This window comes from Streptomyces globosus (assembly GCF_003325375.1).
Taxonomy (GTDB): Bacteria; Actinomycetota; Actinomycetes; order Streptomycetales; family Streptomycetaceae; genus Streptomyces; species Streptomyces globosus_A.
In genome coordinates this window covers 2,802,160-2,820,914 of the sequence record NZ_CP030862.1, presented here as the reverse complement: position 1 = coordinate 2,820,914, position 18,755 = coordinate 2,802,160, and the positions used below count along the sequence as shown (strand labels likewise).

Here is an 18,755-nt window from a genome sequence, read left to right as displayed (position 1 = left end):
TTGACGGCAACGCGGCGCGAATCTGCCCTTCGATCCCGTGAAGGACGGGTAGGCATGGTCAAGTCAACGGTCCAGGACAGGAGATCGGCCATGCACCAGGACTCGACCGACCCTTCTGCCGCCCGGCCACCGGGCGGCCCCGACCCTGCTCCCTCCCCCATCACGGAAGAAGGAGCCGAGGACCTCGTCCGCGGCATCTGCTTCAAGACCGGCCCGCCCCGCGTCCTCGGCGCCGAACTCGAATGGCTCGTCGTGGAAGCCGAGCGCCCCGGCGAGCTCGTTCCCCCCGAACGGCTGAACGCCGCGCACGACGCGGCTCGCACCCTCCCCCTGCGGTCCGGCTTCAGCATCGAGCCCGGCGGCCAGATGGAGCTCAGCTCCGCGCCGGCCTCGTCGCTCACCGAGTGCCTCGACGGCCTGCGGGCCGACCTCGCCGCCGTCCGCTCGGCGCTGGGCTCCATGGGGCTGGGCCTGCAGGGCTCGGGCTGCGACCCGCGGGGCGCCGTGCCGCGCCTGGTGGCAAGCCCGCGCTACGACGCCATGGAGAGCTACCTCGACCGCTCCGGCCCCGGAGGGCGCGCCATGATGCGGGCGTCCGCTTCCGTACAGGTCTGCGTGGACGCCGGGTTCGAGGAGCCGGGCCCCTTCGGGCACGGCCGGCGCTGGCGGATGGCGCATCTGCTGGGCGCGGTGTTCGTGTCCGCGTTCGCCAACTCGCCCGGGTCCTCGGGCCGCTACGCGGGCTGGCGGTGTGCCCGGCAGGGCATCTGGGGCGATCTGGACGCCCGCCGCACGCTCGCCCCGCCCCTGGACGCCGAGCCGCGGGCGGCGTGGGCCGGCCACGCTCTGGACACCGAGGTGATGTGCGTACGGTCGCACGGCGGCGGGCGCAGTGCGTGGGCGGTGCCCCGCGGGGTGACGTTCCGCGACTGGCTGCGCGCCGCGGCCGCCCCGGACGGCCGGGGCAGCGGGGGCGCCGGCGACGGCGGTGGCCCCGCAGGGCCCGCCGCGACGCTGCGGCCGCCCACCGCGGAGGACCTGGAGTACCACCTGACCACGCTGTTCCCGCCGGTGCGCCCGCGCGGGCACCTGGAGCTGCGGATGATCGACGCGCAGCCCGGCGACGACGGCTGGCTGGTGCCGGTCGCGGTGGTGCACGCCCTGTTCGACGATCCGGAGGCCTCGGAGACGGCGTACCGGGTGGCGAAGGGGCTGGCCGACGGGTACGGGCCGGAGGCCGCGCCGCGCAACCGGCTGTGGCGGTCCGCGGCCCGGTTCGGGCCGGCCGATCCGGAGCTGCGGGCCGCGGCGGCGGTGTGCTTCCGGGCAGCGGTGGAGGCACTGCCGCGGCTCGGGGCGGCCACGTACGTGGTGGACGCGGTGGGCGGTTTCGCCGACCGGTACGTGCGGCGCGGGCGCTGTCCCGCGGACGACCGGCCGCCGGGCCCGGAGGCGGGCGCGGCCGCCGGGACGGGGGTGGCGCGGTGACGGCGGAGTCGTACGCTCCCGGCTCGTCGGAGGAGGTGCGGGCGCGGGCGGTGCGGGCCCTGGCGGCGGCGCGGGCGCGGACGGCCCTGCTGACGGACGCGGTGTCGGACCGGGACCTGACTGCCCAGCACTCGCCGCTGATGTCGCCCCTGGTGTGGGACCTGGCGCACATCGGGAACATGGAGGAGCTGTGGCTGCTGCGCAACGTGGGCGGCCGTGAGGCGATGCATCCGGAGATCGACCCGCTGTACGACGCGTTCGAGCATCCGCGGGCGGAGCGGCCGAAGCTGCCGCTGCTGGGGCCTGCGGAGGCCCGCCGGTACGCGGCGGAGGTCCGCGGGCGGGTCTTCGACCTGTTGGAGGGCGCCCCGTTGGAGGGGTCGGCGCTCCTCGACGGCGGCTACGTGTTCGGGATGATCGCGCAGCACGAGCAGCAGCACGACGAGACGATGCTGATCACGCACCAGCTGCGGCGCGGGGAGGCGGTGCTGGCGGCGCCGGACCCGGATCCGCCGGCGGGCCCGCCGCCCGCGGCGGCGGAGGTGCTGGTTCCGGGCGGGCCGTTCACGATGGGCACGTCGGCGGAGCCGTGGTCGCTGGACAACGAGCGGCCGGCGCACGTCCGGGAGACCGCGGCGTTCTGGATCGACACGGTGCCGGTGACGAACGCGGCGTACCGGGCGTTCATCGAGGACGGCGGCTACCGGGACGAGCGCTGGTGGGCCCCGGAGGGCTGGGAGCAGATCCGGCGGCACGCCATCGGCGCGCCGCTGTTCTGGCGCCGGGAGGCGGGCCAGTGGCTGCGGCGCCGGTTCGGTGTGACGGAGCCGGTGCCGGACGCGGAGCCCGTGCTGCACGTCAGCTGGTACGAGGCGGACGCGTACGCCCGCTGGGCGGGGCGGCGGCTGCCGACGGAGGCGGAGTGGGAGAAGGCCGCCCGCCACGATCCGGCGACGGGCCGCTCCAGGCGCTACCCGTGGGGTGACGAGGACCCGACGGAGGTGCACGCCAACCTGGGCCAGCGGCACCTGCGGCCGGCTCCGGCGGGCAGCTACCCGGCGGGGGCGTCGCCGCTGGGGGTGCGGCAGCTGATCGGCGACGTGTGGGAGTGGACGTCGTCGGACTTCCTGCCGTACCCGGGGTTCCGGGCGTTCCCGTACCGGGAGTACTCGGAGGTGTTCTTCGGCCCGGAGCACAAGGTGCTGCGGGGCGGTTCCTTCGCGGTGGACCCGGTGGCCTGCCGGGGCACGTTCCGCAACTGGGACCTGCCGGTGCGCCGGCAGATCTTCTCCGGGTTCCGGACGGCGAGGGATGCCTGATGTGCCGCCATATCGCGTATCTGGGGCCGCGGACGGCCCTGGGCCGGGTGTTCAGCGACCCGGAGCATTCGCTCGTGGTGCAGTCGTGGCGGCCGCGAAGGCAGCGGCACGGGACGGTCAACGCCGACGGGTTCGGGGTGGGCTGGTACGCGGAGGGGGACCCGGCGCCGGCCCGGTACCGGCGGGCGGGCCCGATCTGGGGCGACCTGACCTTCGCCGACCTGGCCAGGGTCGTCCGGGCGGAGGCCGCGCTGGCCGCCGTACGGGACGCGACCCTGGCGGGGGCGGAGGGGGAGGCGGCGGCCGCGCCGTTCACGGCGGGCCCGTGGCTGTTCAGCCACAACGGGGCGGTGCGGGGCTGGCCGCTGTCGGTGGCTGGGCTCGCCGCCGAACTGCCGCCGTCCCGGCTGCTGTCGCTGCCCGCGGCGACCGACTCCGCGCTGGTGTGGGCGCTCGTGCTGCACCGGCTGCAGCGCGGAGACGACCTGGGGACGGCACTCGCGGAGCCGGTGCGGGAGGTGGCGGGGGCCGCGCCGGGCTCCCGCCTGAACCTGCTGCTGACCGACGGCACGTCGATCGCCGCGACCGCCTGGGGGGATTCGCTGTGGTATCTGGCCGATCCGCCCGCGGGCCGCGTGGTGGTGGCGTCGGAGCCGTACGACGACGACACCCGCTGGTGCGAGGTGCCCGACCGGACCCTGTTGACCGCCCACCGTACGGGGGTCGTGCTGACCCCGCTCAAGGAGACCGTCCAGTGAGCAGTAGTGACTTCCAGTTGACCCGGACCCTCGACGAGAACGCCGCGGAGGCGGCGCTCCGCGCGGACGTGCTGCACGGGCTCGCGCAGTCGCCGAAGGCGCTGCCGCCCAAGTGGTTCTACGATGCTCGCGGCAGCGCGCTGTTCGAGGAGATCACCCGCCTGCCCGAGTACTACCCGACGCGCGCCGAGGCGGAGATCCTGCGCGAGCGGGCGGCGGAGATCGCGGACGCGAGCGGGGCCCGGACCCTGGTGGAGCTGGGTTCGGGGTCCTCGGAGAAGACCCGGCACCTGATCGGGGCGATGCCCGCCCTGGAGGCGTACGTGCCGGTGGACGTGAGCGGGAGCGCCCTGGAGGGTGCGGCCCGGACGCTGTTGGACGAGCATCCGGGACTGCGGGTGCACGCGCTGGTGGCGGATTTCACGAAGCCGCTGCGGCTGCCGGAGTCGCCTGGTCCGCGGCTGGTGGCCTTCCTCGGGGGGACGATCGGCAACCTGTTGCCGGCGGAGCGGGCGCGGTTCCTGGCGTCGGTGCGGGCGGTGCTGGAGCCGGGGGACGCGCTGCTGATGGGGACGGACCTCGTGAAGGACGAGGACGTGCTGGTGGCGGCGTACGACGACGCTCAGGGGGTGACGGCCGAGTTCAACCGGAACGTGCTGGCGGTGGTCAACCGGGAGTTGGACGCGGACTTCCCGCTCGGCGAGTTCGAGCACGTCGCGGTGTGGAACCGGGAGGAGGAGTGGGTCGAGATGCGGCTGCGGGCCCGGTCGGATCTGGTGGTGAAGGTCCGGTCGCTGGACATGCTGGTGCCGTTCGCGGCGGGTGAGGAGATCCTGACGGAGGTGTCGGCGAAGTTCCGCCGGGAGGGTGTGCGGCGGGAGCTGACGGCCGCCGGGCTGGAGCCGGCCCGCTGGTGGACGGACGCCGGGGGCCGGTTCGCGCTGTCGCTGTCGGTGGCGGTGGGAGCCGCGGGCGCCGCCGCGGCGGGGGGCCGTACGGCGTCCTGAGCTGCGGCGGCGAGGTCCCGCCGGTCGGTGTGCCGGTCCGGCGGGATCTCCGGCAGCAGCCGGATCTCGGCCGTGATGCCGTGTGCGCGGGCCGTCCGCCACAGTGAGGCGGTGAGCGGGTCGTCGCCGACGAAGGCGCAGGCCCCGGCGGTGCTGCCGTCGGGGAGCAGGTAGGCGAGGCGGACGGGCTGTACGGGGACGCCGGCGTCGAGGGCGGCCTGGAAGGCGGCCCTGCGGAAGGTGCCTCCGGCGCGCCCGCACCAGGTGCTTCCCTCGGGGAAGACGGTGACGCGGTCGCCGGCGCGGAGGGCGCGGGCGAGTGCGGCAACGGTGTCGGGGAGGGCGCGGATCCGGTCGCGTTCGATGAAGAGGGTTCCGGCGCCGGCGGCGATCCGGCCGAGTACGGGCCAGCCGCGGATGTCGCTCTTGGCGAGTGTGCGGCCGGGCAGGGCCGCGGCCACGAGGGGGATGTCGAGCCAGGAGACGTGGTTGGGGGTGATGAGGCACGCGCCGTCGGGGCCGGGTGTGCCGTGGACGCGTACACGCAGGCCGAAGGCCCGCAGGAAGGCGGTCGACCAGGCGCGGGCCAGGGCGTGGCGGGGCCTGCGGGGCAGCAGCCGGACCGGCGGTGCGGCGCCGACCGCGACGAGGAGCAGGGCGAGGGCGGCGGCGAGCCGCAGCAGGGCGCGCGGGATGCCTGCGGCGGGCCCGCCGTGGCGTGCGCAGGCCGGCGGTGTGCAGGGCGAGGCGGGCAGCCAGGCGTTCATGCCGAGGGGGCGAGCGAGAGGAAGTGCCGGAGGTAGCGGGGGTTGGTGCGCCGCAGGGAGAGCAGGACGTACAGGTCGGCGCAGCCGAACGCGGCGTCGAGGGCGGGTTCGCCGCAGACCCAGGCGCCCAGGCGCAGGTAGCCGCGCAGCAGCGGCGGCAGCGGCGTGCGGTCGGGGAACGCCGTGCCGGAGGGGTTCCAGGGGTGGCGGGGGGTGACGCGGTACTCGGCGGGGGCGAGGTTGCGGGGCAGGACGTTCTCGCGGGTGGCGGCGGCGAGTACGCCGCCGTCGGAGAGCGGTATGGAGCAGCAGCCGGCGATCCAGTTGTGGCCGCAGCGGTCCATGTAGCGGGCGAGCCCCGCCCAGATCAGGCCGATGGCGGCGCCGTTGCGGTGGTCGGGGTGGACGCAGGAGCGGCCGGCCTCGACGAGGTCGGGGCGGATGGGGGCGAGGGCCGAGAGGTCGAACTCGCTTTCGGAGTAGAGGCGTCCGGCGACGGCGGCGCGTTCGGGGGGCAGCAGCCGGTAGGTGGCGACGACCTGTCCGGTCTCCTCCTCCACGACGACGAGGTGGTCGCAGTAGGCGTCGAAGGCGTCGGAGTCGATGCAGGGCTCGGGTCCGTCGAGTCGGGCGCCGAGCTCTCCGGCGAAGACGTCGTGGCGCAGCCGCTGGGCCGCGCGCACCTCGTCCTCGTCGCGGGCGAGGCGTACCGCGTACCGGGGGGCGGGGGCGGCGGCCGGGGCGGTGCCGCGGACGGCGGCGGGCCTGCGGGAGGAGGCAGGGGCTGCGGGGGCGGCGCTCGGGGACAGGGGGGCGATGGTCATGGCGGCTCCAGGTCCGGGCACGGAGCGCGGGCCGCAGGCGTGGCGACCCGGCTCCTCTACTTCTTCCGTGGCCGGCTGGATTCGGCGTGACCGCTTCGCGGCCGCCGGGTGTGCGGACTCTGAACTCGGCGGCTCAGCGTTCGCTGTTCAGGACGGTGGTGATGGACTCGGAGGCGGTGCGGGCGGCCTTGCGGGGGTCCTGGCCGGTGAGGACGGCCGTCATGTACGGCTTGATCGGGTTCTCGGCCTCGACCTCGGCCCAGCGTGCGGACTTGGGGGTGGCCCGGCCGTGGGCGGCGCCGACGGCCATGGTGGCGGCCCCCTCGTTGTCGGCGACGACGTGGGCGAGGGTGGTCTTGTTGGGCACGTAGCTCATGGTCCGGGCGAGTTCGGTCTGCCACTTCTCGCTGACCAGGGCGGTGATGACGTCGATGGCGCGGTCGCGCTGCCGGGCCTTCTCCGGGATGATCAGGACGGAGCCGCCGGTGAAGACGGCGCCGGGCTTGTCGGAGGTCTTGCCCGGGATGGGGAAGAAGCCGAGCTTGCCCTTGAGGGCGGGGTTGGCGGCCTCGATGGCGGCGGCCTGGCTGGGCGGGCCGATGATCTGGGCGACCTTGCCGCGGGCGAAGACCTCGGCCTGCGGGGGCGTTTCCTCGTCGGCGCCCTTGGGGCCGTCGCCGAGGGCCTGGAGCTGCTTGTAGAACTCCATGCCGGCCAGGGCCTTGTCGTCGTGGAGGGTGCCCTCCCAGGTGCCGTTGTTCTGGACGGCGAGGTCGCCGCCCTCGTCCCAGACGAAGCCGGAGAGGACGTACCAGTTCTGCCCGGCGAGGTAGATGCCCTGCTGGTCGCCCTTGTCGAGCTTCTGGGTGGCCTGGATCCACTCCTGGCGGTTGCGGGGCGGCGTCTTGATGCCGGCGTCCGCGAAGAGGTCCTTGTGGTAGATCACGACGCGGTTGGCGGCGTACCAGGGGACGCCGTACTGGGCCCCGCCGATGCTGCTCGGGTCGGCGAGGCCGTCGAGCCAGTCCTGGTTGCCCCACCTGCGCATGCCGTCGAGGGTGAGTTCGGAGAGGCCTCCGGTCTCGATGTAGCGGGCGACCTGGGTGTTGCCGACCTCGATGAGGTCGGCGCTCTCGCCTCCGCGGCCCGAGAGGACGCCGTCGACCTTCTCGCCGATCCCGGTCCACTCCTGGATGCGGACGTCCAGGTCGACGCCGGGGTGCTCCTGCTCGAAGGAGGCGGTGAAGCGGTCGACGAACTCGTCGGAGGCGCTGCCCTTCATGAGCCAGAGCGTCACCTTGTCCGGTCCCGCGGACGCGCCGCCCGCGCCGCTGCATCCGGTCAGGGCGGCCGCGGCAGCGACGGCGGTGCACACGGCGAGGAAGCGCATCTTCACGAGGGGTCACCTTCTGGGGGGAAATCCGAGATGGCTTGAAATTGGCATAGACCAATGGGCCGGTCAAGGGTATTCGCCGTGGAATTGATCCGACAGAGCTCGCGATACGGGACGTACTGGGGCACCGTAGAAGGCGACGAAGCCCCCACCGTCGGGAGACCTCCATGTCCAACCACACGTACCGGGTGACCGAAATCGTCGGCACGTCCACCGAGGGCATCGATCAGGCCATCCGCAACGGGATCGCCCGAGCGAACCAGACGCTGCGCAACCTCGACTGGTTCGAGGTGACGCAGATGCGCGGACACCTGGAGAACGGCGAGATCGCCCACTACCAGGTGGGACTCAAGGTGGGCTTCCGGCTCGACGAGGAGGAATGACGCACGCGCCGGGCTCCGGGGGGCGGCTCCCCCGGGGGCCCGGCGCGCCCGCCGCCCCGCCGCCGTCTCAGGTGCGGCCCTCGCCCTCCTGGGCGGACTTCAGCTCCGGCGCCTCCGCCGCCCAGTTCGCAGACACCACCGGGAACCCCTCGGCGCGCGCGGCCTGGCACACCAGTTCGTCGTCGTCCACGAGCACCCGCACCTCCCGGCTCCGCGCCAGGCGGCGCAGGATGTCCAGCTTGGTCAGCCGCGCCGGCCGCCGGTCCCGGTCACCGCGCATCCACACCCGCCCCTGCGGCAGCCCGTGCCGCTCCAGCCACGCCTCCGTGTCGGCGCGGCACCGCTCCGGGCGGCCCGTCAGGTACACGATCTCGCAGTCGGCTGCGCGCTCGACCGCCAGCGCCACCCCGCGCGCCAGCGGCGGATCGGCCGGCGCCGCACCGAAGAACCCGTCCCAGTCCCGCGGCCGGCGCTCCAGGAAGTGCTGGCGGTGGCCGGTGTCGGCCAGGGTGTTGTCGATGTCGAAGACGGCCAGCGGCCGGCGGTTCGCCCGGTCACTCATACGGCCCGCCCACTGCCCGGACCTGCGACGGCACGCGTTCTGCTTGTCGTATGCATGGCAGTAGTCTCGGCCATCGCGGGCCTCCCGCGCGTCACGTGCGCGCCAGGCCGCGTGCGGCGCGATGATGCGCGCATGGACGTGAACGAGGTGCTTCTCCCCGGTGTGGGGCTGCGTTACGAGTTCACCAGCCAGGACGGCGACCGGATCGGCGTGGTGGCCCTCCGGTCGGGCGGTTTCGAACTGGTGGTGTACGCGGCCGACAACCTCGACCAGGCCAGGCCCGTGCTGCGGCTCACCGGAGAGGAGGCGGACACCCTCGCCGAGATCCTGGGCGCGCCGCGGATCGCCGAACGCTTCGCCGACCTCACCCGAGAGGTTCCCGGGCTCAGCGCAGGGCAGGTCGAGGTGCTGCCCGGCACCCCGTTCGACGGGCGTCCGCTGGGCGACACCAGGGCGCGCACCCGTACCGGTTCGTCGATCGTGGCGATCGTCCGGGGCGAGGAGGTGATCGCCTCACCGGGTCCCGGCGAGGTCCTGCGCGCCGGGGACGTCCTGGTGGTGATCGGCACCCATGACGGCATCGCCGGCGTGGAAGAGATCGTCCGGGGTTGATCCGGTGCACACCCCGGTCGCGCTGCTGCTGGAACTCGGATTGATTCTGGCGGCGTTGAGCCTGCTGTGCGCCCTGGCGCGGCGCTTCGCACTGTCCCCCGTACCCCTCTACCTCCTGGCCGGACTGGCTCTGGGCGAGGGGGGAATCGCCCCGGTCCCGGCCGCCGACGAGTTCGTCGGGACCGGGGCGTCCATCGGGCTGGTGCTGTTGCTGCTGGCCCTGGGCCTGGAGTTCACCGTCCCCGAGTTCACCGTCAGCCTGCGCCGCCACATGCCGTCCGCCGGCGTCGACCTCGTGCTGAACGCGGTGCCCGGAGCCGTCGCCGGATGGCTGCTCGGATGGGACGCCGCAGGCATCCTCGCCCTCGCGGGCGTCACCTACATCTCCTCGTCCGGCATCATCGCCCGGCTGCTGGACGACCTGAGGCGCCTGGGCAACCGGGAGACCCCGGCCGTCCTGTCCGTCCTGGTGCTGGAGGACTTCGCGATGGCCGCCTACCTGCCCGTGCTGGCCGTCGTGGTCTCCGGTGGCACCTGGCAGCAGGCGCTGGCGGGTGCGCTCGTCGCCGTGGGCGCGGTCGGCGCCGCCTTCGCCGCCTCCTACTGGTGGGGCCACCACCTGGGGCGGCTGGTGGTCAACCCGGACGCGGAGCAGGTGCTCCTGCGCGTCCTGGGCATCACGCTGATCGTGGCGGCGCTGGCCGAGACGGTGCACATCTCCGCCGCGGTCGGCGCCTTTCTCGTCGGGCTCGCGCTCACCGGCGAGGCCGCGGACCGGACCCGGGCGGTGGTCGGTCCGCTGCGTGACCTGTTCGCGGCGGTGTTCTTCCTGGCCATCGGGCTGTCGATCAGGCCCGGCACCCTGCTGTCCGTGCTGCCTCCCGCGCTCGCGCTGGCCGCGGTCACGGCAGCCACGAAGGTGGCCGCCGGCTGGTACGCCGCTTCGCGGGACGGGGCGGGAGCGCAGGGCCGGCTGCGGGCCGGGACGGCCCTCATCGCCCGCGGCGAGTTCTCCATCGTCATCATCGCCCTGGCAGGTGTACACGACGACAGGCTCGGCCCCCTGGTCGCCGCCTACGTCTTCCTCCTGGCCATCGCCGGGCCCTTGGTCACGCGCTTCACCGGCGGAGCCCCCGCGCCGCCGCAACCGCAGCCGCCAAGCGCGCCGGCCGCTGAACAACGACCCTGAGGCGCCCGTAAAGTGGGGCGAATGCACCAGTCCGACGAGAGCCCGGCGCCGGCCGCCGCCCTCGACCCGTTCGTACGCGTCCGCGGAGCCCGTGAGCACAACCTGCGCGGCGTCGACGTGGACATCCCCCGCGACGCCCTGACCGTCTTCACCGGCGTCTCCGGCTCAGGGAAGAGCTCCCTCGCCTTCGGCACGCTCTACGCCGAGGCGCAGCGCCGCTACTTCGAGTCGGTCGCCCCGTACGCGCGGCGCCTCATCCACCAGGTCGGCGCGCCCGCAGTGGACTCGGTCACCGGCCTGCCGCCGGCGGTGTCGCTGGAGCAGCGGCGCTCCACGCCCGGCTCGCGCTCCTCCGTGGGCACGGTGACCCTGCTCTCCAACTCGCTGCGCATGCTGTTCTCCCGCGCCGGCACCTACCCGGAGGGCGCCGGGCGGCTCGACTCCGACGCCTTCTCCCCCAACACCGCGGCCGGGGCGTGCCCTTCGTGCCACGGACTGGGCAGCATCCACCGCACCACCGAGGAGCTGCTCGTCCCCGATCCGGGCCTGTCGATCCGCGAGGGCGCGATCGCCGCCTGGCCCGGAGCCTGGCAGGGCAAGAACCTGCGGGACATCCTGGAGGCGCTCGGCCACGACGTGGACGCGCCGTGGCGGGAGCTGCCCGCGGAGGACCGCGAGTGGATCCTGTTCACCGAGGAGCAGCCGGTCGTCACCGTGCACCCCGTACGCGACCCGGAGCGGATCCAGCGCCCCTACCGGGGGACGTACACGAGCGCGCACCGGTGGGTGATGAAGACGTTCGCGGAGAGCCGCAGCGCCACCCTGCGGGCCCGCGCGGAGAGGTTCCTCACCGACGCGCCGTGTCCGGTGTGTGCGGGGCGGCGGCTGCGTCCCGAGGCGCTCGCCGTGACGTACGCGGGGCACACCATCGCGGAGGTGGCGGCGCTGCCGCTGACGGGCCTGGACGGGCTGCTGGCGCGGACGCCGCCGGACGGGGAGGCTGCGCGGGTGCTCGCCGCCGACCTGCGGGCCCGGATCGCGCCGGTCGTCGAGCTGGGGCTGGGCTATCTGAGCCTGGACCGGACGGCGCCGACGCTGTCGGCGGGCGAGTTGCAGCGGCTGCGGCTGGCGACGCAGCTGAGGTCGGGGCTGTTCGGGGTGGTGTACGTACTGGACGAGCCGTCGGCCGGCCTGCACCCGGCCGACACGGAGGCGCTCCTGGGCGTGCTGGACCGGCTGAAGGCGGCCGGGAACACGGTGTTCGTGGTGGAGCACCACCTGGATGTGGTGCGGCATGCGGACTGGGTCGTGGACGTGGGCCCGCGGGCGGGCGAGCACGGCGGGCGGGTCCTGCACAGCGGCCCGCCCGCGGAGCTGGCCGGTGTGGCGCAGTCGGCGACGGCGCGGCACCTGTTCGCGGCGCCGGGGGCGGTGGCAGCGGCGGGGCGGCCGCGGCGGGCGGTGCGGGAGGCGGCCGGGGCGGTACGGGTGTCCGGGGCGCGGCGGCACAACCTGCGGGACGTCGACGCGGAGTTCCCGCTCGGGGTGTTCACGGCCGTGACGGGTGTGTCAGGGTCGGGGAAGTCCACGCTGGTGGGGCAGGTGCTGGCGCGGGAGGCGGGCGAGCGGCTCGCCGCGGACCCGGGGTTCCCGGTGCGGCGGCTGGTGGAGGTGGACCAGAAGCCGATCGGGCGCACGCCGCGGTCCAACCTGGCGACGTACACGGGGCTGTTCGACGTGGTGCGCCGGCTGTTCGCGGCGACCGGCGAGGCGCGGGCCCGCGGCTGGAAGGCGGGCCGGTTCTCGTTCAACGTGCCGGGCGGCCGGTGCGAGACCTGCCAGGGCGAGGGCTTCGTCTCCGTGGAGCTGCTGTTCCTGCCCCGTACGTACGCGCCGTGCCCGGAGTGCGCGGGGGCGCGGTACAGCGCCGAGACGCTGCAGGTCCGCCACGGGGGACTGAGCATCGCGGAGGTGCTCGGGCTGACGGTGGAGGCGGCCGCGGAGTTCTTCGCGGAGGTCCCGGCGGCGGCACGGAGTCTGCGGGCGCTGGAGGAGATCGGGCTGGGCTACCTGCGGCTGGGACAGCCGGCCACGGAGCTTTCGGGCGGCGAGGCGCAGCGGATCAAGCTGGCGGCGGAGCTCCAGCGGCTGCGGCGCGAGCACACGCTGTACGTGCTGGACGAGCCGACGACAGGGCTGCACCCGGCCGATGTGGAGGTGCTGGTACAGCAGTTGCACGGGCTGGTGGACGCCGGCCACACGGTGGTGGTGGTCGAGCACGACATGGACGTGGTGGCGGGCGCGGACTGGGTGGTCGACCTGGGGCCGGGCGGCGGCGCGGACGGCGGCCGGATCGTCGCCGCGGGCACGCCGGAGCAGGTTGCGCGGGGCGGGCTCGGGCGGACGGCGGGGCATCTGGCGAGGGCGCTGGGGCTGGACTGAGCCGGGGGGAGTCGGCGGGGCGCGGGCGTACCTGCGTCAGGCGGGGCTCGGGCGGTGGGACGGCAGGCGGCGGGCGGCGGGCGGCGGGCGGGTCAGGCGTCGCCGGGCAGCAGGTGCTGCGGCACCTCGCGGAACGTCCAGCGGCCGCTCCGGCGGGTGAACGCCCACACCACGTCGTAGCGGTCCGGCCAGGCGGCGGGCACGCCCGGCAGCCGGTCGGCGCCGAGGGCGCGGACGAGGCGGGGGACGCCGTGGTGCTCCCAGCAGACGAGGACGGGCTGCGGCGCGGCGAGGGCGGCGCGGGCGAGGGCCGCTTCGGCGCCGACGGCGAACCGGGTGCGCACGGGGATGTGCAGGGCCGCGGCCAGCGGTTCGACGGTCAGCCGGCAGCGGGCGGGGGCGCTCGCCCCGCCCGCGGCGAACACGGCGGCGGGGCGGGGCAGCAGGGACGAGCCGCGGGCGGGGGCGAACAGCCCGGGGAGCTCCTCGGCCCTGCGCAGGCCGCGTCCGGCGAGGAAGCCGGGGTCCTCGTTGCCGTCCGCGTCCTCGCCGGTGTCGCCGGGGTAGGGCTTCTCGGCATGCCGGATCAGCATGACCACGGCGTCGCGCGGGGCGCCCGCGGGGCCGTGCGCCGGGACCGGGGCGGGCTCCGCGGCGGAGCATCCGGCCGCGGCGAGCGGGGCGAGGGCGGCGGCCAGCACCGTGCGGCGTCGGGGGCCCGGTCCGGCTCCGGCGGGGGCTTGTGGCATGGGGTCCACTGTCGCCGACGCGGCCGTGTTCCGGCGGGCGCGGCACGTCTCGTACGCGGTACGAGCGCCCGGTCGGCCGATCGGATCGGCCGACCGGCGGAGCACACGGCGGGGGCGGCGGGGCGGCCGGGTGTCAGTCGCGGGCGGCGGCGCCCTTGCGGAGGGCGCGGAGCCATTCGCGGTTCATGGCGGCGATCGACGGCAGCGGGATGCCCTTCGGGCAGGCGGTGGCGCACTCGCCTGTCAGCGTGCAGCCTCCGAAGCCCTCGGCGTCCATCGCGGCGACCATGTCGAGCACCCGGGTCTCCCGTTCGGGCGAGCCCTGCGGGAGCGCGCCGAGGTGGTTGACCTTGGCGGAGGTGAAGAGCATGGCGGAGCCGTTGGGGCAGGCGGCGACGCAGGCGCCGCAGCCGATGCACTCGGCGTGCTCGAAGGCGCGGTCGGCGTCGGGCTTGGGCACGGCGGTGGCGTGCGCCTCGGGCGCGGAGCCGGTGGGCGCGGTGATGTAGCCGCCGGCCTGGATGATCCGGTCGAAGGCGCTGCGGTCCACGACGAGGTCCTTGACGACGGGGAACGCGGCCGCGCGCCAGGGTTCGACGTCGATGGTGTCGCCGTCGCGGAAGGAGCGCATGTGGAGCTGGCAGGCGGTGGTGCGTTCGGGGCCGTGGGCATCGCCGTTGATGACGAGGCTGCAGGCGCCGCAGATGCCCTCGCGGCAGTCGTGGTCGAAGGCGACGGGTTCCTCGCCGCGCAGGGTGAGGTCCTCGTTGAGGGTGTCGAGCATTTCGAGGAAGGACATGTCGCGCGAGATGCCGTCGACCTCGTAGGTGACCATGGCGCCGGGGGCGTCGGGGGTCTGCTGGCGCCAGACGCGCAGGTTGAGCTTCATGCGTAGCTCCGCTGGGTGGGGTGGACGTACTCGAAGACGAGGTCTTCCCTGTGCAGGACGGGTGGTCTGCCGGTGCCGCGGAACTGCCAGGCGGCGGCGTACGCGAACTCCTCGTCGCGGCGGGCCGCCTCGCCGTCGGGGGTCTGGGACTCCTCGCGGAAGTGGCCGCCGCAGGATTCGGTGCGGTGGAGGGCGTCGAGGCACATCAGCTCGGCGAGTTCCAGGTAGTCGACGATCCGGTTGGCCTTCTCCAGGGACTGGTTGAGCTGGGCGCCGCTGCCGGGGACCTTGACGCGCCGCCAGAACTCGTCGCGGATCTGCGGGATGCGGGCCAGCGCCGTGCGCAGGCCGGCGTCGTTGCGGGCCATTCCGCAGTGCTCCCACATGAGCTCGCCGATCTCGCGGTGGAAGGAGTCGGGGGTGCGGTCGCCGTCGGCGTTCAGGAGCCGGTCGAGGCGGTCGCGGGTCTCGCGGAGGGAGGCCGCGGCGTCGGGGTGGGTGTCGTCGACGGGCTCCTGGGCGGGGTGGCGGGCGAGGTAGTCGCTGATGGTGGCGGGGAGGACGAAGTAGCCGTCGGCGAGGCCCTGCATGAGGGCGGAGGCGCCGAGCCGGTTGGCGCCGTGGTCGGAGAAGTTGGCCTCGCCGATCGCGAAGAGCCCGGGGACGGTGGTCTGGAGGTCGTAGTCGACCCACAGTCCGCCCATCGTGTAGTGCACGGCGGGGTAGATCCGCATGGGGACCTCGTACGGGTTCTCGGCGGTGATCCGCTCGTACATCTCGAAGAGGTTGCCGTACCTCTCGGCGACGCGGTCGCGGCCCAGGCGGCGGATGGCGTCGGCGAAGTCGAGGTAGACGCCCTGGCCGCCGGGGCCGACGCCGCGGCCCTCGTCGCAGACGTTCTTGGCGGCGCGGGAGGCGATGTCGCGGGGGACGAGGTTGCCGAAGGAGGGGTAGATCCGCTCCAGGTAGTAGTCGCGCTCCGCTTCGGGGATCCGGGCGGGCGGGCGGGTGTCGCCCTTGGCCTTGGGGACCCAGATGCGGCCGTCGTTGCGGAGGGACTCGCTCATCAGGGTGAGCTTGGACTGGTGGTCGCCGGTGCGCGGGATGCAGGTGGGGTGGATCTGGGTGAAGCAGGGGTTCGCGAAGTAGGCGCCGCGCCGGTGCGCCCGCCAGACGGCGGTCGCGTTGGAGTTCATGGCATTGGTGGAGAGGTAGAAGACGTTGCCGTAGCCGCCGGTCGCGAGGACGACGGCATCCGCGAAGTGGGTGGTGATCTCGCCGGTGACGAGGTCGCGGGCGACGATGCCGCGGGCCCGGCCGTCGGCGACGACGAGGTCGAGCATCTCGGTGCGGGCGTGCATCTCGACGCCGCCGGCGGCGATCTGCCGGGAGAGGGCCTGGTAGGCGCCGAGGAGGAGCTGCTGGCCTGTCTGGCCGCGGGCGTAGAAGGTGCGGGAGACCTGGACGCCGCCGAAGGAGCGGGTGTCGAGGAGTCCGCCGTACTCGCGGGCGAAGGGGACGCCCTGGGCGACGCACTGGTCGATGATCTCGACGGAGATCTGGGCGAGCCGGTGGACGTTCGACTCGCGGGCGCGGAAGTCGCCGCCCTTGACGGTGTCGTAGAAGAGGCGGTGGACGGAGTCGCCGTCGTTGCGGTAGTTCTTCGCGGCGTTGATGCCGCCCTGGGCGGCGATGGAGTGGGCGCGGCGCGGGGAGTCGGAGTAGCAGAACTGGACGACGCGGTAGCCCTGTTCGGCGAGGGTGGCGCCGGCGGCGCCGCCGGCGAGCCCGGTGCCGACGACGATGACGGTCTGCTTGCGGCGGTTGGCCGGGTTGACGAGGCGGGCCTCGAAGCGGCGGCGGTCCCACCGGTCGGCGATGGGGCCCGCGGGGGCCTTGGTGTCGGCGAGGGGCTCGCCGGTGGTGTAGTGCGCGTAGGTGTCGCTCATGGTGGCGGTTCCGTGGTCGGTGGGGTGCACGGTCACTTCACCACTCCGGTCATGACGCCGACCGGGACGGAGACGAAGCCGGCGAAGAGGAGGAGGGCGAGGGCGTTGGCGAGGACTTTCAGGGTGCGGTCGCGGCGGGCGCTGCCGGCGCCGAGGGTGTGGGCGGCGCTCCGGAAGCCGTGCCGGATGTGCAGGCCGAGGGCTGCCATGGCGGTGATGTAGAGGGTGTTGCCGTACCAGGTGGAGAAGGTGGCGAGGACGTTCTCGTAGGGGTGGCCGGCCCAGGCGCGCTCGTTGACGGTGAGGGTGGTGAGGTCGAGGATGTGCCAGACGATGAACAGGCCGAGGATGACGCCGCCCCAGCGCATGGTGCGGGTTGCGTAGCCGGCGCGGCGGCGCTTGTGGGCGTAGGCGACGGGGCGGGCCCTGATATCGCGGCGGCTGAGCTGGTACGCCGACACGGCGTGCGCGGCGACGGCGGCGAGGAGGACGACGCGGACGGCCCAGAGGGCCCAGTGGCTGTGCAGGAACGGTTCACCGATGTGGCGCAGCCAGTGCCCGTACGCGTTGAACTCCTGAGGGCCGAAGAAGATCTTGAGGTTGCCCATCATGTGGACGACCAGGAAGCCGAGCATGATCAGCCCGGATACCGCCATCACGGCCTTCTTGCCGACGGCGGAGTCCCAGAGCGTGCGCGTGGTGGACGGCCGTCGGCCCGTCCGCGTTGCCAGAGCCATGCCCTCGACGGTAAGGAACCGACCCCTGAGAGGTCCAAGACATGATGTCGCTGATCTCGATAGGTACCTCCTATGAAGGAGTAGCCTGGGGTCATGCAGTTCCAGCAGCTTCTCTACTTCGTGGCGGTGGCCGAGACACGGCACTTCACCCGGGCCGCGGAGCGGGTGCACGTCGCGCAGCCGTCGCTGTCGCAGCAGATCAAGGCGCTGGAGCGGGAGCTCGGTGCGGAGCTGTTCAGCCGGGCGCGGGGCAACATCGCGCTGACGGACGCGGGTGAGGCGCTGCTTCCGCTGGCGCGGCGGATTCTCGCCGACGCGGAGACGGCGCGCCTGGAGGTGCAGGAGCTGGCGCAGCTGCGGCGGGGGCGGGTTCGGCTGGGCGCGACCCCGAGCGTGTGCACGGGCCTGCTGCCGGAGGTGCTGCGCGTCTTCCACGCCGCGCATCCGGGGATCGAGCTGCTGATCGAGGAGAGCGGCTCCCTGGACCTGGTCAGGGAGTTGGCGCGCGGCGCCCTGGACCTTGCACTGATCGCGCTGCCGCTGCCGCCGTCGGCGCCCGCGCTGGACACCGTGGAGCTGCTGACCGAGGACCTGGTGGTGGTGTCGTCGGAGCGGCTGCCGCCGCCCGGCGGGGGTGGGCCGCTGACGGTGTCGGCGCTGCGGCACGAGCCGATGGTGATGTTCCGCCACGGCTACGACCTGCGGGACCTCACGGTCGCGGCATGCCGGGCGGAGGGGTTCGAGCCGGTGTTCACCGTGGAGGGCGGTGAGATGGACGCGGTACTCGGCTTCGTGCGCGCGGGGCTCGGCGTGGCCGTCGTCCCGGCGATGGTCACCGGGAACGCTGCGCCGGGCCTGCGCAGCACGCCGCTGGAGGGCGCCCCGCTGCGCCGCACGATCGCCCTCGCGCACCGGACGGACGTCGCACCGCCCAGGGCGGCCCGCGAACTGAAGCGCATCCTGCTGCAGCGCTGAGGCGCCGGCTGCGGACCGCCTGCCGTGCGGACGCCCCGGCGGGCTGCCGGCGGGTCAGGAGCGGCGCACGGGCAGGGCGGCGTCCAGCCCGTCGGCGAGCATGGCGAATGCGGCCTCGGCATCGTCCACGGCGGCCGGCTGCGCCTCGGCCGCGCTCTGGCCGGCGGATATCCGCCGCCAGTTCTCGCGGCCGAGTTCATGCCGGACGGTGACCAGGTGCGTCGCGGCCAGTCGCGCGGCCAGCGGGGCGACGGACTCCGCCTCCAGTGCGGCGGCCAGCAGCTCCACCTCCCGCGAGGTGTAGTGGCCCAGGCGCGCCTCCAGACTGGCCGTGCTGTAGAGCAGCCGCTGGTAGGCGACGACCTCCGGGTGGTCACACAGGCCGGTGATCGGGTCGCCTGCGGCGAGGGCGTCCAGGAAATGACCGCGCACCGCCGCAACGGGTGTCTGCCCGGCGGGTCTGTCGCGCACGATGCGCGCCGCCTCACCCTGATGGTCGGCGAACCGGTCGAGGACCAGGTCCTCCTTGCTCGGGAAGTACCGGAACAGGGTCGGCTTGGACACCTCGGCCGCCGCCGCGACATCGGCCACCGACACCTCGTCGAAGCCGCGCTCCAGGAAGAGCTCCAGCGCTGTGGCCGCCAGGTGGCGGCGGGTGCGCAGCTTCTTGTTCTCACGCAGACCGGTCGTGTTCGCCATGGGGCAACCCTAG

17 protein-coding genes and 1 pseudogene are annotated in these 18,755 nt (G+C 74.2%); 9 read left to right on the top strand and 9 right to left on the bottom strand.

The genetic code is table 11. The features are described 5' to 3' along the window. The first annotated feature begins 90 nt into the window (after positions 1-90). From C0216_RS12645 to egtD, 4 genes are read left to right on the top strand one after another with little or no spacing between them, the layout of a single operon-like run. Complete coding sequence (locus tag C0216_RS12645; RefSeq protein ID WP_114055369.1) at positions 91-1,488, top strand: glutamate-cysteine ligase family protein; 1,398 nt, start codon at positions 91-93, stop codon at positions 1,486-1,488. After that, a complete protein-coding gene (gene egtB, locus C0216_RS12640; RefSeq protein WP_114055368.1) occupies positions 1,485-2,807 on the top strand; it encodes an ergothioneine biosynthesis protein EgtB in 1,323 nt (440 codons plus the stop codon). Before C0216_RS12645 ends, egtB begins: the two co-directional genes overlap by 4 nt. After that, entirely contained in the window at positions 2,807-3,565 is a 759-nt protein-coding gene (gene egtC, locus C0216_RS12635; protein WP_114055367.1) for an ergothioneine biosynthesis protein EgtC, read from the top strand. The genes egtB and egtC overlap by 1 nt, the downstream gene beginning before the upstream one ends. Next, the gene (egtD, locus tag C0216_RS12630; protein WP_114055366.1) at positions 3,562-4,572 is read left to right on the top strand and encodes an L-histidine N(alpha)-methyltransferase; all 1,011 of its coding nucleotides are present in this window, start codon (positions 3,562-3,564) and stop codon (positions 4,570-4,572) included. Before egtC ends, egtD begins: the two co-directional genes overlap by 4 nt. A gap of 239 nt (positions 4,573-4,811) precedes the next feature. Here egtD and C0216_RS34335 read toward each other — a convergent pair. The 3 genes and pseudogenes from C0216_RS34335 to C0216_RS12615 form a co-directional block, all read right to left on the bottom strand. Then, positions 4,812-5,339: pseudogene (locus C0216_RS34335) on the bottom strand (lysophospholipid acyltransferase family protein); the annotation flags it as partial. Next, the gene (locus C0216_RS12620; protein ID WP_114055365.1) at positions 5,336-6,163 is read right to left on the bottom strand and encodes a GNAT family N-acetyltransferase; all 828 of its coding nucleotides are present in this window, start codon (positions 6,161-6,163) and stop codon (positions 5,336-5,338) included. The gene C0216_RS12620 and the pseudogene C0216_RS34335, both read right to left, overlap by 4 nt. Before the next feature lie 133 nt (positions 6,164-6,296). Further along, positions 6,297-7,559, bottom strand: a complete 1,263-nt coding sequence (locus tag C0216_RS12615; RefSeq protein ID WP_428985421.1) for an extracellular solute-binding protein — start codon at positions 7,557-7,559, stop codon at positions 6,297-6,299. 164 nt (positions 7,560-7,723) lie between these two features. Here C0216_RS12615 and C0216_RS12610 point away from each other — a divergent pair, with 164 nt between their 5' ends. Further along, positions 7,724-7,939 carry a dodecin gene (locus tag C0216_RS12610; protein ID WP_114055364.1) on the top strand — a complete coding sequence of 72 codons (216 nt, stop codon included), beginning with the start codon at positions 7,724-7,726 and terminating at the stop codon, positions 7,937-7,939. A 67-nt stretch (positions 7,940-8,006) separates the two neighbouring features. On the opposite strand, the gene C0216_RS12605 is transcribed toward C0216_RS12610, so the two are convergent. After that, entirely contained in the window at positions 8,007-8,501 is a 495-nt protein-coding gene (locus tag C0216_RS12605) for an LNS2 domain-containing protein (protein WP_114055363.1), read from the bottom strand. Positions 8,502-8,633: 132 nt separating this feature from the next. Here C0216_RS12605 and C0216_RS12600 point away from each other — a divergent pair, with 132 nt between their 5' ends. From C0216_RS12600 to C0216_RS12590, 3 genes are read left to right on the top strand one after another with little or no spacing between them, the layout of a single operon-like run. Further along, positions 8,634-9,113 (top strand): cation:proton antiporter regulatory subunit, encoded by a 480-nt coding sequence (locus tag C0216_RS12600; protein ID WP_114055362.1) that lies wholly within the window; start codon positions 8,634-8,636, stop codon positions 9,111-9,113. 4 nt (positions 9,114-9,117) lie between these two features. Further along, positions 9,118-10,302, top strand: coding sequence for a cation:proton antiporter (locus C0216_RS12595; protein WP_114055361.1), 1,185 nt, complete (start codon positions 9,118-9,120; stop codon positions 10,300-10,302). A gap of 21 nt (positions 10,303-10,323) precedes the next feature. After that, a complete protein-coding gene (locus tag C0216_RS12590; RefSeq protein WP_114055360.1) occupies positions 10,324-12,744 on the top strand; it encodes an excinuclease ABC subunit UvrA in 2,421 nt (806 codons plus the stop codon). A 92-nt stretch (positions 12,745-12,836) separates the two neighbouring features. Here the strand turns inward: C0216_RS12590 and C0216_RS12585 are convergent, their stop codons facing one another. The 4 genes from C0216_RS12585 to C0216_RS12570 all read right to left on the bottom strand — a co-directional run bounded on the left by C0216_RS12585 (position 12,837) and on the right by C0216_RS12570 (position 17,068). Beyond that, a complete protein-coding gene (locus tag C0216_RS12585) occupies positions 12,837-13,493 on the bottom strand; it encodes a hypothetical protein (protein ID WP_246042512.1) in 657 nt (218 codons plus the stop codon). A 133-nt stretch (positions 13,494-13,626) separates the two neighbouring features. Then, entirely contained in the window at positions 13,627-14,382 is a 756-nt protein-coding gene (locus tag C0216_RS12580) for a succinate dehydrogenase/fumarate reductase iron-sulfur subunit (RefSeq protein ID WP_114055359.1), read from the bottom strand. Further along, positions 14,379-16,331, bottom strand: a complete 1,953-nt coding sequence (locus C0216_RS12575) for a fumarate reductase/succinate dehydrogenase flavoprotein subunit (RefSeq protein ID WP_114058629.1) — start codon at positions 16,329-16,331, stop codon at positions 14,379-14,381. Before C0216_RS12575 ends, C0216_RS12580 begins: the two co-directional genes overlap by 4 nt. A gap of 32 nt (positions 16,332-16,363) precedes the next feature. Beyond that, positions 16,364-17,068, bottom strand: a complete 705-nt coding sequence (locus C0216_RS12570) for a succinate dehydrogenase (RefSeq protein ID WP_114055358.1) — start codon at positions 17,066-17,068, stop codon at positions 16,364-16,366. Positions 17,069-17,161: 93 nt separating this feature from the next. Between C0216_RS12570 and C0216_RS12565 the strand changes: the two genes are divergently transcribed. Beyond that, positions 17,162-18,043: a LysR family transcriptional regulator gene (locus tag C0216_RS12565; protein ID WP_114055357.1), complete on the top strand. Its 882-nt coding sequence runs from the start codon at positions 17,162-17,164 to the stop codon at positions 18,041-18,043. Positions 18,044-18,097: 54 nt separating this feature from the next. On the opposite strand, the gene C0216_RS12560 is transcribed toward C0216_RS12565, so the two are convergent. Beyond that, a complete protein-coding gene (locus tag C0216_RS12560) occupies positions 18,098-18,742 on the bottom strand; it encodes a TetR family transcriptional regulator (RefSeq protein WP_114055356.1) in 645 nt (214 codons plus the stop codon). Positions 18,743-18,755: the final 13 nt, after the last annotated feature.

Excerpts from the sequence above, each read along its gene's own strand:
- C0216_RS12645 (WP_114055369.1), top strand. The coding sequence starts at position 91 with ATGCACCAGGACTCGACCGACCCTTCTGCCGCCCGGCCACCGGGCGGC.
- egtC (WP_114055367.1), top strand. The coding sequence starts at position 2,807 with ATGTGCCGCCATATCGCGTATCTGGGGCCGCGGACGGCCCTGGGCCGG.
- C0216_RS12620 (WP_114055365.1), bottom strand. The coding sequence starts at position 6,163 with ATGACCATCGCCCCCCTGTCCCCGAGCGCCGCCCCCGCAGCCCCTGCC.
- C0216_RS12610 (WP_114055364.1), top strand. The coding sequence starts at position 7,724 with ATGTCCAACCACACGTACCGGGTGACCGAAATCGTCGGCACGTCCACC.
- C0216_RS12605 (WP_114055363.1), bottom strand. The coding sequence starts at position 8,501 with ATGAGTGACCGGGCGAACCGCCGGCCGCTGGCCGTCTTCGACATCGAC.
- C0216_RS12600 (WP_114055362.1), top strand. The coding sequence starts at position 8,634 with ATGGACGTGAACGAGGTGCTTCTCCCCGGTGTGGGGCTGCGTTACGAG.
- C0216_RS12590 (WP_114055360.1), top strand. The coding sequence starts at position 10,324 with ATGCACCAGTCCGACGAGAGCCCGGCGCCGGCCGCCGCCCTCGACCCG.
- C0216_RS12585 (WP_246042512.1), bottom strand. The coding sequence starts at position 13,493 with ATGCCACAAGCCCCCGCCGGAGCCGGACCGGGCCCCCGACGCCGCACG.
- C0216_RS12580 (WP_114055359.1), bottom strand. The coding sequence starts at position 14,382 with ATGAAGCTCAACCTGCGCGTCTGGCGCCAGCAGACCCCCGACGCCCCC.
- C0216_RS12575 (WP_114058629.1), bottom strand. The coding sequence starts at position 16,331 with ATGAGCGACACCTACGCGCACTACACCACCGGCGAGCCCCTCGCCGAC.
- C0216_RS12570 (WP_114055358.1), bottom strand. The coding sequence starts at position 17,068 with ATGGCTCTGGCAACGCGGACGGGCCGACGGCCGTCCACCACGCGCACG.
- C0216_RS12565 (WP_114055357.1), top strand. The coding sequence starts at position 17,162 with ATGCAGTTCCAGCAGCTTCTCTACTTCGTGGCGGTGGCCGAGACACGG.
- C0216_RS12560 (WP_114055356.1), bottom strand. The coding sequence starts at position 18,742 with ATGGCGAACACGACCGGTCTGCGTGAGAACAAGAAGCTGCGCACCCGC.